We start from the raw sequence: 12704 nt of genomic DNA, 5'->3' as shown, positions 1-12704 counted from the left end.
AGGATCAGCGGGGCGGGAGGGAAGCCAGAGAGAGGTCCCACTGGTCAGCCGCGCGAAACAGCTCCGCGGCGTCCATCCTGACCTCCACTACGTACTGGTAGATGTCAGCCCCGTCGTCACCCTGTTGCCACGGGGGTGCCGCCTCCAAGGACAGATGAACGCGAATCACCGCGGTCTCGCCCTCGCTTCGATTGGCGAGGCTGAAAGCCACGACCGGCTCGATGAATCCGCTGCCGTCGCCACTGCCGCAGGGCTCACACCCACCGACGAACGGCACGAAGGTGAGATCCGATGGCAACGGAGCATCAGACGATAACTTCAACGATCCACAGATCTTGACTATTACTCCATGGGGTGCACAGTTCCCGACAAGCAGTATGCGGAGGGGGCAATTCCTTCCTGGGACGTGAACGCGCCGGGCCGCTCCTTCGGGATTTTGGCAGGGCGCCCGACAGCTGCAGCAGCGGGCGCCCCGGCCGTGAACCTGCAGGCAACCGGTGCTGCCTACTGTCGGGCCTTGTTGATGGCTTTGTGGAGCTTGTTGAACCCCACCCATCCCCAGTAGACGCGGTGGTGGGCGATCAGCCCGTTCTCGAGATCCATGGACTCGATGACGTCCGTCTGGTCGCCCTTCGGGGTTTTGCGTGGGTACTCCCAGATCAGCAACCGCCCGTCGGAGAAGTATTGCCCGCTGCGGAACCAGTCCTCGAAGACCCCTTCGCCGCTGCGGGCTTGGAAGCTTTGCGCGAAGAACTGCGCGATGGCGTCTCTGCCGTGCACGACGGCGTCCTCGCGCTCGGGCCACAGGGCCAGCACGGCCGGGGTCTCGAGCACCCCGTCGTGCGCGTAGAGGGCGGCCATGCCCTCGGCGTCCTGGTCCTTGACGGCCCGGTGCCACTCGTCGAAGATGTGGCGGATTTGCTCGTCGGTGTTGTTCGGCGTCATCTCTGCGCTCTCCTCGTGTTCGTCTGTCGTCGGATCGCGTTCGGCACCGGCCAGGGCGCGGGGGCGCCGGTGCCTGGTGCCTGCATGAGCGTTTCATCACGTGCGCCGGACTCGTTCTGCACCGTCATGAGACGCTCTCCTCCATTGGGTAGCGAAACCCACTTTATGCACTTTTTTGGGCTGTCAAACTCAAAGAATTGGGAGGGCGCTGAGGAGTGTCAAGCGCATGCGCCGACTGTGACGGTGCAGGTGAAAGGCTTGGTAGTAGCGGTCCTGCGCCGTGCCGGGCCTGGAGCACAGCGGTGGTCCTTTAGCGGGAGACGGCTGCCTCGTCGATCTGGGCACGGTAGCCCGCGCGCAGGATCGCGAGGATCGAGGGCGGGGTGATGACCTCGGCCTGCCCGCGCGGGGCGGGGCCTGCGGTTCTGGTAGCCGCGTTCGGTCCACTCGATTAGCTCCGAGTCCAGCACCAGTGCCGGTGTCCCGTCGTGCGGGACGAAGGCCCCGTTCGGCAGTGTGTTCCATTCCAGGTCGTGAAGGTGCCGGCGCCGGGTGCCCTTGATCGCCGTGCGCTCGGCGGTCCCTCGTCGCCGCTCTCTCGCGGCCAGGCGTTTTTGAAGGCCGTGTGTGTAGTCGCGGTGGCGGCACTCTCCGCACGGGCGAAGCGTACGCATTGCCGGTGATCTTGAGGGGTAGGTCTACATAGCACCGGCGGCTGAGGGCGTGTCGTGGCGGACGGCTGGCGGGTGGCTCACGGGGGAGCAGCGGCGACCGGGCTCGGGCGGACCGCAGGAGCCCTGCCCGCCAGGCAGGATGCCAGAGTCCCGCGGTGACTGGTTCGAAGGAGGTACTGGAATGAGCAAGCCCGAAGTCATCTGCTTCCCCGTGTCGGAGCGGATCGGCCACTATGCGGATGCGGTTCGCGTTCCGCCCGGCTACGAGCTGATCCTCGTGTTGGGAACGCCTGGGCTGGACGAGAACGGCGCGTTGGCGGACAACATCACCGATCAGGCGAGACAAGCATGACGCAACATCGAGGGCATCCTCGCGAAGGCCGGAGCGAGCCTGATGGACATCGTGAGCGTGCGCCAGTGGCTGGTCGACGAAAATGACGTCGACGCGTACTGGGTCGTCCGGCGCGAGGTGATCAAGCACGAGATCGCGTCGATGATGGCGGTGGTGGACAGGTTCATATGGCCGAGCTTCAAGGTCGAGCTCGAAGTCATCGCGGCGAAGCCGCCCACGAGCTGAGCAGCCAGCATCACCGCGCCAGCACGGCGCGCAAGCCACGGCGCGGCCCGCGATCCACATCATGATGGCGAACAGGATGAGCAGAACGCTCCCCACCGAGCCCCAGCGTCACCCGGCACGAGTTCCGTAGGTAGGGTTGAGTGGGTGCCGCAGGAATGGTGGAAACCGACCTGGTCAGTACCAGCCGCGATGCGCGCTGTGCGGGCGGCCATCGTTGTTCCGTCGCTGTTCGCGATCGCCTACAAGGTGATCGGCAGCCCGCAGACCGCGCTGTACGCCACCTTCGGCGGGATCGCCACGCTGGTCATCGCCGGATTCGGCGGTACCAGGACCAACAAGCTGTCCGCGCACACGCAATTCGCCGTCGTTGGCAGCCTCGCGCTGATCATCGGCACGCTGGTGAGCGGGACAACCTGGCTCGCCGCCCTGGTCACGGTCCCCGTCACGTTCGCGATCTTCTTCGGCGGGATTGTCGGCCCGAACGCGGCGACCGGCGCCATCGCGGCCATGTTCGCCTACGTGCTGCCGGTTGTCTCCGCGGGCGGCGCCGCCACGATTCCGAGCCGGCTTGAGGGCTGGTGGATGGCGTCCGTCGCCGGAACCATCGCGGTGCTGCTGCTCTCGCCGCCCGCGCCGGGGCACCGGCTGCGCGCCGCCACCGCCGAGCTGGCGGGCGAGCTGGCCGGCCGTCTGCGCGCCGCCGCCGACGGCCAGACGACGACGCCCGCGGCGATGCGCGCGGCCAAGGAGCGACTGCGCGCCGCGTTCGACGCCGCGCCGTATCGCCCGACCATGCTTGGCACCGCCGACCAAGCGCTGGGCAGCCTGGTGCAGCTGCTGGAGTGGGGCGCGTCGCAGGTTGGCGACGCGTTCGACGGGCACATCGACCTGGCCCGTTCCTGCCCGCAAGACCGCGCGCTGCTGCGCGCCGCCGCAGGCCTGTTCGCCGATACGCAGGCGCTGCTCGCCGGCCAGGCGGCCAACCCCGATTTCGCCGCTTTGGAGAGGGCGCGGAGGCGGTCGGCGGAGCGTCTGCGTGACCTGTCCGGCCGCGCCGGCGAGCCGGACGCACGGGTCGCGGCGGCGCAGGCGGTGCACGCGCAGTCGATCGCGGTCGTCGCCCGCGGCGCCGCCGCAGACGCGCTGATCGTCAGCCACCGTGCCTCCGCCAAGGCGGTCGAGGCGGAGCGCCGTGACTGGTACGGCTTCTCCACCGACGCTGCCACCGCCGCGGCGGCCCCGGCCGCCATCGTGCCTGCAAACGCCACGCCTGCCGCCGCCGCGCTGGCCGCAGCGACCAACTCACCCCGGATAGCGACCAACTCACCCCGGATGCAGGGCCTGATCGGTGCGGTCACCCTGGTGCGGCGGCACGCGTCCGTCCGCTCGGTCTGGTTCCTCAACTCGCTGCGCGCGGCGGTGGCGCTCGCCGCTGCCGTCGCCGTCGCGGACGCGTCCGGGGTGCAGGACGCGTTCTGGGTGGTGCTTGGCACGCTGTCGGTGCTGCGCACCAGCGCAGCGGCGACCGGATCGACGGCGTTGCGCGCGCTGGGCGGCACCGTCGTCGGTTTCGTGGTGGGGGCGGCGCTGCTCATCGGGATCGGGACCCATCCCGGCGCGCTGTGGGCGGTATTCCCGGTGGCGGTGCTCGTCGCCGCGTACGCGCCGGGAACCACGTCGTTCCTGGTCGGGCAGGCCGCCTTCACGGTGACGGTCGTGGTGGTGTTCAACCTGCTCGCCCCGGTCGGCTGGACGATCGGGCTGCTGCGGATCGAGGACGTGGCGATCGGCTGCGGTGTCAGCCTGGCGGTCGGCGTGCTGCTGTGGCCACGCGGGGTGTCGTCGGTGGTCGGCGACGATCTCGCCGACGCCTTCCGCTCCGGCGCGGCGTTCCTGACCCAGGCGGTGGACTGGGCGCTCAGCGAGCTGATGGTGCCGCCGGCCGCCTCGATCGCCGCGGTGAGCGCGGGCATCAGGCTCGACGACGCGATGCGCTGCTTCCTCACCGAGCAGGGAAGCAAGAAGCTGGGCAAGGAAGACCTGTGGACGCTGGTCAACGCCGCGACCCGGCTGCGGCTGACCGCGCATACCCTGGCCGCGCTGCGGCCGGCCACGCCGGTCGCGTCGGCCGACCCCGGGAGCGCCTGCATGCCGCTGGCGGGGTCGGACGGGTACGCGGGCGCGTCGGCCTGCACCGGGCTCCGGATCGAGGCGGCGGACCTGGCCGGGTTCTACGGAACGATCGCCCAGGAGGTGAGCCGGCCATCACTCGGACCGACGACGGTTTCGCCGCCGCTGTTGATGGCGCCAGCCATGCCAAGGCAGGCGTCAACGGCCGACGCGAACGCACCAGTCGAAGCGTCGCCGGAGCCTGAACTGCCGCACCCGCACCTGTTCTGGGTGCAAGAGCACCTGCATCACCTGAGCAAAGACGCCCAGTCGGTGAGCGAGCCCGCGCAGCACATGGCGGAGGTCCGCCGCCGCCCCTGGTGGCGGTAGCACAAGGTCGGTTACTGACTTCGGCTCGTCAGGGTGAATCTTCGCGAAGCTGGAGCGGTGGCTGTATCCCATGCTGTGTGAGGTATGCGGACGGGGGCGGGCTGACGGCTGCTGCACGGCGGCGCCGTGAGACAGTGCGGAAACCTGCCCGGCCGCCCGGCATCATGGGCGTCATGGACACACCGACCACCGGCTGGATCAGCATCGCGGTCTACGAAAACCTGCCGGGCCGCCTCCACCCGATGGCAGCTGCCCGCGCTTGACTGCGAGACCGCGGCATCGACTGGATGCCCCTCGCCCCAAACGAGATCCGGTGGGATTTGGCCTGCGGCATCGGTCCTGACGGCCACTGGCACGGCTGGTTCGATGTCTGCATCCACGCGAGCGCGCTTCAACGGCTCGGGCTTCACCCTGACCAACCCACCGCCAACGTCACCGGTGCGTCTCCACCTGGTTGGTGGCATGCCGCCGCAGAGCGCAACGCTCACTAGCGCCACCGAAGACCACTTCTGAAACCGGCCCTAGGTCGCCCTAGGTCGGCGGGGAAGTCGATGGTTGCCACGGGCATCGATCCTACGCCGCCTTCACGACGTCCCCGAGCATCCGCTCGCGCGCGACGGCGACAGTCCACTCCGCGACGAGCCGCTCGTACCGGTCCCGCGTCTCCCCGTACAGCCAGCCACCGCATGCTGTGACCAGGGCGCGAATCTCCTGGTTCACGACCTCGGACGGCCGCACGGAACCAGGGACGTGGACGTCGAAGGACATGGGAGAAGCCTACGCGGCAGCACTGACAGCGGTCAGGCCCCGAGCACATCCATCAGGTGATCGTCCAGGTCCGCCGCCCAATCCTCCCGCCGCCACGGCCGCAACTCCTGCCGCGCCCTCCGCAACCGAGCGCCGGCACCCGGCCGCCGGTGCTGGAGGCCGCTGCGACGCACTCGTGCAGCAGCTCGGCCGCAGCCTGCGGCTCGCCGAGCCGGATCCGGGCCAGTGCCTGGTCCGTGGTGACGATCGCGCGCTGCACCTGCTCCCGGGGCGCGGTGAGTGCGGTAGCCGAGCGGGCGAATCGGTCGTGCGCGGCGGCCGGGTCGCCGATGTACAGCTCGCAGACGCCCTCGAAGCCGCGCAGGTGGCCGGGCGAGAAGCTCGTCGGCGCGGGATCGGCGGCATGGTCGGCGTCCATGTCGTACCAAGCCAGCCCGAGAGCGGTCTGCGCCTGCCGCTCCAAGCCGGCCCGGGCAGCAAGCTCGGCCTGGAGGGTGTGCGCGCGGGCCCGCATCAAGGTGGACTCACCGGTGCGCGCGGCACGGACAGCCTGGTCGACCAGTAGCCGCGCCCGCTCGGGGCCCTGCACCGAGTAGAGGGTGACGAGGGCGTGGCTCATGTGGACGCTGGCCTGCCGCCACGGTTCCTCGAGGAGGCCTGCCTCGCGGGTGGCTTCGTCGTACAGGGCCCGGGACGCGGCGTCGTCGCGGGTCTCGAAGCTGAGGCGGCCGGCGAGGGTAATCTCCAGCAACGGCGACCTGTCGCAGCGGGGCAGCGACCTCAAGAGGGATCGGCCCGGCGAGGAGACGACGCGCGGCCTCGACCGCGGGGGTGAGGAGCAGCTGGAGGCGCACCATCGGCAGCGACCCGACCTCGGCGTTGACGTCGGAGATGACAGAGGCGAGCCCGGCGAGCGTCTGCTCGTCGGTGCGCGCGGGGTCGACCAGGGCGGCGGCGAGGTTGGCGTGGAGGCCGGGGGCGAGGAGGGCGAGCATGCTGCCGCCGGCGTCGGTGGCAGCGCGCAGGACGTGGGTGCGGAGTTCCGCGGTACGTTTCTCGCTCTCCCCGAGTAGGCCGAGCGCCTGGAGGTATTCGGCGAAGTCGCTGCCGACGCCGAGGGCGATGTCACCGCTCGGGGTGTGGGCGTAGAGGTGGGCGAGGAGGAGCTGGTACCGCTCGTCGGGCATCGTCGGCCGTGCGGCTTCCCAGCGGGCGACAGACCGTTGCACGCTGGCCACGACGGGCAGGGGCGGCTGGTGTAAGGCGCGGGCGGTGTCGGTGAGCGCGCGGGCGAGGCCGGCGAGGGAGAGGCCTCGCCGTCTCCGGAGCCGTTTGAGTGTGGCAGCGCCTGCGGCCCTGTCGTCCATGCTGCTCATCGTGCAGCAGTTGGTGGTCAGATGGGGACGACTACGTGAGGTTTGCCCTGATCTCGCGTGTAGTTGAGGGTCTGCCAGGTGCCGGAGTGGAGCTGACCGGCCAGCGGGAAGCCGATCGTCATCGCGGAGTGGTCGACCATCCACCGGTTCCGGGCGTGGTAGGCAGCCGCGTTCAGCTCGGGTGCGGCGAGTTCGACGACCTCAGTGATGCGGTCCCGGACGCGCGCGATGGCCTGCCGGGCTTCGGCGGGCTGCTGGCAGACGGTGCCGGGGACGACGACGGTGAGTGCGGCGTCGGTGTTGCCGGCGAGCCAGAGCAGGGTGAGGGCGTCGATGCCGCGCGCGCCGCCGATGTAAAAGTGGGCGTCGGTGGCGAAGGGGCCGAGGAAGTCGGTGAAGAGCTGGGCGTACTCGTCGAGGGGTTTGTGGCTGGTGTTGCGGGTGCCCGTGATCGTGATCGCGCGCGTCAAGATCATCTCCGTGTCATAGATTGTCAGATCCCGCACCCGTGGCGGAGTTGGGATCGTCTGCGTGTGGACACCAACGACCTGCAAAACCTTGCGCGCCACCTGGAGAATCACGGCCTCCAGGTCGGCATCGACGCCGCCGGGATGCGGCTGACGGTCACCAACCCGCTCAACAGCCGCCTCACCGAGGATATCGCCGCCTCCGGCGGCCGGTGGGTCACTTCGTTCGACTACGAGATCGGCGAGCACGGGGGCGAAGGGGCATGCGCAGAACGCATCGCGCGCGTACTGGCCGTCTCCAGCACCCCAGCACGAGAGCGCGCAGCATGAGCGCGGCGGCCACGAACCGGAGCACGAGAGCCGGCGCCCTGCCGCCGGCGGACACCGCGACGATGCGCCGCAGTGCGGCTCGGGCCCTCCCACCCGAGGGTGAAGAGCCGCCGACTGGCGAAGCCCTCGAGCAGCTCACCGGTCTGCTGCGAGGGCACATGGAGCTGATCGTCCCGCAGGTCGAGCAGGCTGCTGCGAAGCTCCCCCGCGACGACGTGCCCCGGTACTGCGCGCTCGCCTGCCTCGGCGAGGCACGCCGCAAGCTCAGTTCACAGGCCGGCGAGGGTGAGTACGGTGCGCAGGCGCATGCCCGGAGGCTGGCCCGGTCGCTGATGGCGCTGTGCGACCACTACGAGACGCTGACCGGCATCGTCATGTGCCTCGCTTGCGACCAGCCGATCAGGGCTGGCGATGTGTCCCAGCCGTACGACCATGCCGGCTCGTCCGGTGGGACGGCGGGTGCGGGCCGCGTTCACGCCCGGTGTGCCGCTGCGGTGCGTCGGCGCTGAGGTTGAGCTCCAGCCTCAGCCGATGAGGTCGCGGAGGGGGACGTCGAGGACGAAGGCGATGCGTAAAAGGGTGCTGAGCTTGGTGTCTTGGCCGGTTTCGAGGCGCCAGAGGGTGACGCGGTCGATGCGCGCGGCGAGGATGACCTGTTCCTGGGTGAGGCGTTGCCTCTCGCGTTCGGCGCGGATGCGGGTGCCGATGGCCCGGCGTTGCTCGGGGATCCAGGAGTCGTCGTCGGGCAGGTCTCGCACTCGACAAACGCTCTGCTGAAGTTGATCACATGTCTGCTGAATGTGTTCAACATTTTCGGCCGCAGGGTGGGGTAGTCAGGGGTGACACGGGGAAGAGACCCGTCGCCCCTCCATAGACCCAGCACGGACAAACGCCAGGCCCGTGCTGGTTCGTCCGCCCATCCGTCGTGAGTACCCCCTCGTCGACGGATGGGCGGTCGCACCCCGCGAGTCAGCCGAGTAAGCACCAATCCCACTCGTACTGATGACATCGAGGCGGTGACGTGTGCACGATGTATTCGTTGAACACCGTGACCAGGGCGGGAGTTAGTCCGCCTCCCCAGGTGGATTTCCCGTCCTGGTCATGAAGAGCGGCCCCAGGCGACTCGTACGCCTGGGGCCGCTCCCATTCCCCATGGGGAACGGATGGGGGAAAGATCTTGACAGCCAGGGTCAACCAAAACCAACCCCGATCAACTAGGGTCAGCTCAAGTGAGGACGTTTCCGCAGGTGGGCCGTTGACCTGCCCAAACGAGGGATGCGCCGTTGATCCAGACGATCACGGGTCCCCCTCTGCTGTCGGCCCCCTGTGGCTTGCCCGCTCCACCCTGCCGCGGAAACCAGCCCCAGTTGAGGGCTGTCCACAGGACGGCGCCGGCACCCCCGCGACAGGGGCGCCGGCGCCGCGCCGGGCCGACGGGCGTCAGCCGTGGTGACGCCCGGACGCGTCGTCGTCCGTCGTGTGGCCTTCCTGACCGACGACCTGGTCGACGGTGCCCACGATGTCCTTCACGCTCCGATCACCGAGCCCGTCGTGGTCGACGGCGTGCGACGGCGTGACGGCGGCCACGACGAATCCGGTGGCCAGGGACGCGAGGGCGAGCATGCTGCGCTTCTTCATGCTCGGTTCAACTGCGCCGACCGGCCGCGGGTCACGCTCGTGCACCCGACGGGAGCACTCACCCCTTCGTCGACCCCAGCGTCAGTCCCGCGATGAAGTGGCGTTGCAGGAGCAGGAAGACCACGATCGTCGGAAGGGCCACCAGGACCGATCCGGCCGCCAGCAGGTTGTAGTCCGTAAAAAACTGTCCGCGCAGGTTGTTCAAGGAGGAGGTGATCGGAAGCTTGCCGGGGTCGGAGATGAAGATCAGGGCCCAGAGGAAGTCGTTGTAGACCCAGGTGAACTCGAGGGTGGCCAGGGCCGCGAGGGCCGGTCGGCACAGCGGCAGCGTGATGCGCCAGAACCGGGTCCACACGCCCGCGCCGTCGACGATCGCCGCCTCCAGGATCTCCTGGGGCAGCGTGCGCATGAAGTTGGCCAGGACGAAGACGCAGAAGCCCAGCTGGAAGCCGATGTTGACGACGATGACGGCCCAGTAGGAGTCGTACATCGTCAGTGAGTCGGACATCCACCACGGCAACGGGATCCTGTTGAACAGGACGTAGAGAGGCGTGACGATCACCTGCTGCGGGAGCAGGTTGCCCGCCGTGAAGAACATCAGCAGGACGAGGCCGCCGCGCAGTCTCAGGCGCGAGACCGCGAACGCCACGAACGCCGCAAGGAACAGCGTGACGATCACCGCGGGCACCGCGATGATCAGCGTGTTGACGAAGTATCCGCCCATGCCGGACTCGGTGTAGGCCTGGCGGTAGTACGCGAAGGACAGATGGCTGGGCCAGGAGAAGTAGCCGTTCTGCGCCGTGTCCTGGTAGGGGCGCAGGGAGGCGTAGACGGCGAGCAGCAGCGGCGCGACGAACGCCAGCGACACCGCCGCCAGGAAGATCTGCACGCCCCAGCGGCCCCGCCGCCGGGGCCCCGCCGGCCGTGCGGGCGCCTGCGCCGGGCGGTGCACGGGCGCGGTGGTGCGGATGTCTGCCGTCATCGGTCGCGGGCCCCTCGCAGCTCTTGGACCAGGAACGTCACGATGCCCCCCAGGGACACGGTGAGCAGGACCACGGCGATGGCGGAGCCGAAGCCGATGCGGCTGGCCTCGCCGATGATGTTGTCGGTGATCAGCACCGACAGCAGTTCCAGGCCGTTGCGGCCCTTGTTGACCGCGTAGACGATGTCGAAGGCGCGCAGCGCCTCGATGACCGTGATGACGCCGACCACGACGTTCACCGGGCGCAGTGTCGGCAGGACCACGCGGAAGAACGTCTGGCGTTCGTTCGCCCCGTCGATCGCCGCCGCCTCCTTCAGCGCCGGGTCGACGGACTTCAGGCCGGCCAGGTAGAGGATCATGACGTAGCCGACGTGCCGCCAGCTCGCCGCGATCATCATCATCCAGATGTTGAGGCGGGAGTCGCCGAGCCAGTCGACGGGGTCGGCGCGGTTGCCGAGGAGGGTGTTGACCGCGCCCTGGTCGGTGCCCAGCAGCAGTTGGGCGATGAAGCCGACGATGGCCAGGGAGAGCACCACCGGCAGGTAGAGCACGGACTGGTAGAAGCGGCTGAAGCGGACCCCCCGGTCGATGAGCACGGCCAGGAACAGTCCGAACGGCGTCGCGATCAGTCCGAGGAAGAGCAGCCAGAGAACGTTGTGGCGGACCGCGGGCCAGAACGGCGGGTAGTTCTCCGCGAGGTTCCGGTAGTTCTCGCCCCCGGCCCAGTGGATGTCCCCGATGCCGTCCCAGGAGGTGAAGGACAGTCCGATGGAGGCCAGCGTCGGACCCCAGACGATGGCGACGTCGAGCAGCACCGGTATGCCGAGCAGCACGACGAGGACGGCGAGGTCGCGGCGGGTGAACCGGCGCAGCCGTGGCCGTCCGGCGCGCCGCGGCGAGGTGAGCGCCACGGAAGATGTCCTCCAGTGATCAGCCGACGGGCTGCGAGAAGATGGTCTTCTTCTGCCGTTCGATGCTGTTGCACAGCCCGTCGACGTCCTTCGGGTCGCCGATGAAGTCCTGGATCGCCTGGATCATCACGGTGGAGGCGAAGTCGGGGCGGGTGTCGCGGTCCAGGAACTGCGAGATCTGCCGGGCGCCGGAGACGAGTTCGGCGGACTTCTTCTGCAGGGCGCTGTACTTGGAGGTGTCGGCGCCGGAGTTGACGGCCACGTTGTTCGGGTCGTACTGGAGGTAGATGTCCTCGGCCTTCGGTGTGCCGAGCCACTTGAGCAGGTCCTTGGCGGCGGCGACGTTCTTGGACTTCTTCGCCACCAGGAAGCCGTCGATGGGCGCCTCCACGGCGTCCTGGCCGTACTGCGGGTCGATCTCGGGAAACGCGAAGAAGTCGATGTCGTCGCGCTCGTTCTCCGGGAACTGGCTGCCGGGGTGCGGCATGCCGAAGACGGCCATGCCCGTCCTGCGCTGCTGAAGGCTCTGCCCGGCCTCCTCCCAGGTCCGGCCGAGGGCGCCCTTCTGGTAGTACGGCATGAGTTCGCGCCAGGTGTCGAAGACCTTCTTCACCCGATTGTCGGTCCACGCCTCCTGGCCCGCCATCAGGGACTTGTGGAAGTCGTATCCGTTCAGGCGCAGGTTGATGTAGTCGAAGGTGCCCATGGCGGGCCAGCCGTCCTTGTCGCTGAAGGCGACAGGGGTGCCGTCCTTGGACATCCGCTTGGCCAGCGCGATGAACTGGTCCCAGGTCTTGGGCTGCTGGTAGCCCTTCTGCTGGAACAGGCTCGTCCGGTGGAAGACGGCCCACGGATAGTAGTAGTACGGCACGAAGAACTGCCGGCCGTCGTGCGTCGACTGCGCCTTGAGGGCGTCGGAGAACCCGGAGAAGGACGACCACACGTCGCTGATGTCGGTCAGCAGCCCCTTCTCCGCGAAGTACTGCATGCGGTACCCGGCGAACCACATGAAGACGTCGTCGGGCCGGCCCTGGAGATACCGGTTGATGTTCTCCTGGAAGTCGTTGTGGTCCTTGGTGTTGACCTTGGCCTTCTTGCCGGACTGCTTCCGGTAGGCGTCGAACGCCGCCGCGTACGCCTTCTTCGGTACCGCGTCCGAGGCGTTCGACCCGACGCTGACCTCGTTCTTGCCGCCACCGGGCCCGGAACCGCAGGCGGACAGCAGGGCGGGAAGTGTGACCATGCCCGCTCCGAGGGCCGCACCCCGCAGAACATTGCGCCGGGAGATCGGATGTCCTGCTTCATCTGTCGGCGGAACGAGCCGGTTGAACGATGACTGCGCCATATCCCCCTCCTCGGGGTGCACCCAACACAACCGAACGAGAGGGTTGGATCTCACCGCCAACTTGCCTTGGAGTCAAGGGTTCTGACGGGATATCGAACAACCGTTACCGCTTCTCTTCCAACAGAGTCCGACAGCTCCTACCATAACCGCGCACCGATGACGCGGACATGATGTCATCCCATCTTTCGCGAG

Annotated in this window: 17 protein-coding genes; 7 read left to right on the top strand and 10 right to left on the bottom strand. The window is 68.5% G+C overall.

The features are described 5' to 3' along the window. Positions 1-4: 4 nt before the first annotated feature. Positions 5-298 carry a hypothetical protein gene (locus TNCT6_RS29375; RefSeq protein ID WP_253266260.1) on the bottom strand — a complete coding sequence of 98 codons (294 nt, stop codon included), beginning with the start codon at positions 296-298 and terminating at the stop codon, positions 5-7. Between the two features lie 206 nt (positions 299-504). Then, positions 505-945 carry a nuclear transport factor 2 family protein gene (locus TNCT6_RS29365; protein WP_141363789.1) on the bottom strand — a complete coding sequence of 147 codons (441 nt, stop codon included), beginning with the start codon at positions 943-945 and terminating at the stop codon, positions 505-507. An 855-nt stretch (positions 946-1800) separates the two neighbouring features. Here TNCT6_RS29365 and TNCT6_RS40125 point away from each other — a divergent pair. From TNCT6_RS40125 to TNCT6_RS41155, 4 genes are all read left to right on the top strand, one after another. Continuing rightward, positions 1801-1971 (top strand): hypothetical protein, encoded by a 171-nt coding sequence (locus TNCT6_RS40125; protein ID WP_172633084.1) that lies wholly within the window; start codon positions 1801-1803, stop codon positions 1969-1971. Between the two features lie 6 nt (positions 1972-1977). After that, entirely contained in the window at positions 1978-2196 is a 219-nt protein-coding gene (locus tag TNCT6_RS29360; RefSeq protein WP_301184430.1) for a Rid family hydrolase, read from the top strand. 144 nt (positions 2197-2340) lie between these two features. Then, a complete protein-coding gene (locus tag TNCT6_RS29355; protein WP_141363785.1) occupies positions 2341-4695 on the top strand; it encodes an FUSC family protein in 2355 nt (784 codons plus the stop codon). A 287-nt stretch (positions 4696-4982) separates the two neighbouring features. Further along, the gene (locus TNCT6_RS41155) at positions 4983-5186 is read left to right on the top strand and encodes a hypothetical protein (RefSeq protein WP_141363783.1); all 204 of its coding nucleotides are present in this window, start codon (positions 4983-4985) and stop codon (positions 5184-5186) included. Between the two features lie 82 nt (positions 5187-5268). On the opposite strand, the gene TNCT6_RS29345 is transcribed toward TNCT6_RS41155, so the two are convergent. Together TNCT6_RS29345 and TNCT6_RS41960 are read right to left on the bottom strand one after the other, a co-directional pair. Next, positions 5269-5463, bottom strand: coding sequence for a hypothetical protein (locus tag TNCT6_RS29345; RefSeq protein WP_141363781.1), 195 nt, complete (start codon positions 5461-5463; stop codon positions 5269-5271). A gap of 52 nt (positions 5464-5515) precedes the next feature. Further along, positions 5516-6082: a hypothetical protein gene (locus TNCT6_RS41960; protein WP_308789477.1), complete on the bottom strand. Its 567-nt coding sequence runs from the start codon at positions 6080-6082 to the stop codon at positions 5516-5518. A gap of 49 nt (positions 6083-6131) precedes the next feature. Here TNCT6_RS41960 and TNCT6_RS41955 point away from each other — a divergent pair, with 49 nt between their 5' ends. Further along, the gene (locus TNCT6_RS41955; RefSeq protein ID WP_308789476.1) at positions 6132-6536 is read left to right on the top strand and encodes a hypothetical protein; all 405 of its coding nucleotides are present in this window, start codon (positions 6132-6134) and stop codon (positions 6534-6536) included. A 320-nt stretch (positions 6537-6856) separates the two neighbouring features. Here the strand turns inward: TNCT6_RS41955 and TNCT6_RS29335 are convergent, their stop codons facing one another. Continuing rightward, positions 6857-7315 carry a DNA-processing protein DprA gene (locus TNCT6_RS29335; protein WP_141363779.1) on the bottom strand — a complete coding sequence of 153 codons (459 nt, stop codon included), beginning with the start codon at positions 7313-7315 and terminating at the stop codon, positions 6857-6859. 57 nt (positions 7316-7372) lie between these two features. Between TNCT6_RS29335 and TNCT6_RS29330 the strand changes: the two genes are divergently transcribed. Both TNCT6_RS29330 and TNCT6_RS29325 read left to right on the top strand, forming a co-directional pair. Then, positions 7373-7636 carry a hypothetical protein gene (locus TNCT6_RS29330; RefSeq protein ID WP_141363777.1) on the top strand — a complete coding sequence of 88 codons (264 nt, stop codon included), beginning with the start codon at positions 7373-7375 and terminating at the stop codon, positions 7634-7636. Then, a complete protein-coding gene (locus tag TNCT6_RS29325) occupies positions 7633-8145 on the top strand; it encodes a DUF6415 family natural product biosynthesis protein (protein ID WP_141363775.1) in 513 nt (170 codons plus the stop codon). Before TNCT6_RS29330 ends, TNCT6_RS29325 begins: the two co-directional genes overlap by 4 nt. A 15-nt stretch (positions 8146-8160) precedes the next feature. Here the strand turns inward: TNCT6_RS29325 and TNCT6_RS29320 are convergent, their stop codons facing one another. The 5 genes from TNCT6_RS29320 to TNCT6_RS29300 all read right to left on the bottom strand — a co-directional run bounded on the left by TNCT6_RS29320 (position 8161) and on the right by TNCT6_RS29300 (position 12455). Beyond that, positions 8161-8394 carry a helix-turn-helix domain-containing protein gene (locus TNCT6_RS29320; RefSeq protein WP_141363773.1) on the bottom strand — a complete coding sequence of 78 codons (234 nt, stop codon included), beginning with the start codon at positions 8392-8394 and terminating at the stop codon, positions 8161-8163. Positions 8395-9076: 682 nt separating this feature from the next. Beyond that, positions 9077-9274, bottom strand: coding sequence for a hypothetical protein (locus tag TNCT6_RS29315; RefSeq protein WP_141363771.1), 198 nt, complete (start codon positions 9272-9274; stop codon positions 9077-9079). Between the two features lie 58 nt (positions 9275-9332). After that, on the bottom strand, positions 9333-10256 hold the full coding sequence (locus TNCT6_RS29310) for a carbohydrate ABC transporter permease (protein ID WP_141363769.1): 924 nt from the start codon (positions 10254-10256) through the stop codon (positions 9333-9335). Continuing rightward, entirely contained in the window at positions 10253-11167 is a 915-nt protein-coding gene (locus tag TNCT6_RS29305) for a carbohydrate ABC transporter permease (protein WP_141363767.1), read from the bottom strand. The genes TNCT6_RS29310 and TNCT6_RS29305 overlap by 4 nt, the downstream gene beginning before the upstream one ends. A 19-nt stretch (positions 11168-11186) precedes the next feature. Next, the gene (locus TNCT6_RS29300) at positions 11187-12455 is read right to left on the bottom strand and encodes an ABC transporter substrate-binding protein (protein WP_141366896.1); all 1269 of its coding nucleotides are present in this window, start codon (positions 12453-12455) and stop codon (positions 11187-11189) included. Between the last annotated feature and the right edge of the window lie 249 nt (positions 12456-12704).

The organism is Streptomyces sp. 6-11-2, assembly GCF_006540305.1.
GTDB lineage: Bacteria > Actinomycetota > Actinomycetes > Streptomycetales > Streptomycetaceae > Streptomyces.
Note: the sequence above shows the minus strand (reverse complement) of the source record. Positions and strands in the feature narration are given on the sequence as shown.

Excerpts from the sequence above, each read along its gene's own strand:
- TNCT6_RS29365 (WP_141363789.1), bottom strand. The coding sequence starts at position 945 with ATGACGCCGAACAACACCGACGAGCAAATCCGCCACATCTTCGACGAG.
- TNCT6_RS40125 (WP_172633084.1), top strand. The coding sequence starts at position 1,801 with ATGAGCAAGCCCGAAGTCATCTGCTTCCCCGTGTCGGAGCGGATCGGC.
- TNCT6_RS41155 (WP_141363783.1), top strand. The coding sequence starts at position 4,983 with ATGCCCCTCGCCCCAAACGAGATCCGGTGGGATTTGGCCTGCGGCATC.
- TNCT6_RS29345 (WP_141363781.1), bottom strand. The coding sequence starts at position 5,463 with ATGTCCTTCGACGTCCACGTCCCTGGTTCCGTGCGGCCGTCCGAGGTC.
- TNCT6_RS41960 (WP_308789477.1), bottom strand. The coding sequence starts at position 6,082 with ATGAGCCACGCCCTCGTCACCCTCTACTCGGTGCAGGGCCCCGAGCGG.
- TNCT6_RS29335 (WP_141363779.1), bottom strand. The coding sequence starts at position 7,315 with ATGATCTTGACGCGCGCGATCACGATCACGGGCACCCGCAACACCAGC.
- TNCT6_RS29325 (WP_141363775.1), top strand. The coding sequence starts at position 7,633 with ATGAGCGCGGCGGCCACGAACCGGAGCACGAGAGCCGGCGCCCTGCCG.
- TNCT6_RS29315 (WP_141363771.1), bottom strand. The coding sequence starts at position 9,274 with ATGAAGAAGCGCAGCATGCTCGCCCTCGCGTCCCTGGCCACCGGATTC.
- TNCT6_RS29310 (WP_141363769.1), bottom strand. The coding sequence starts at position 10,256 with ATGACGGCAGACATCCGCACCACCGCGCCCGTGCACCGCCCGGCGCAG.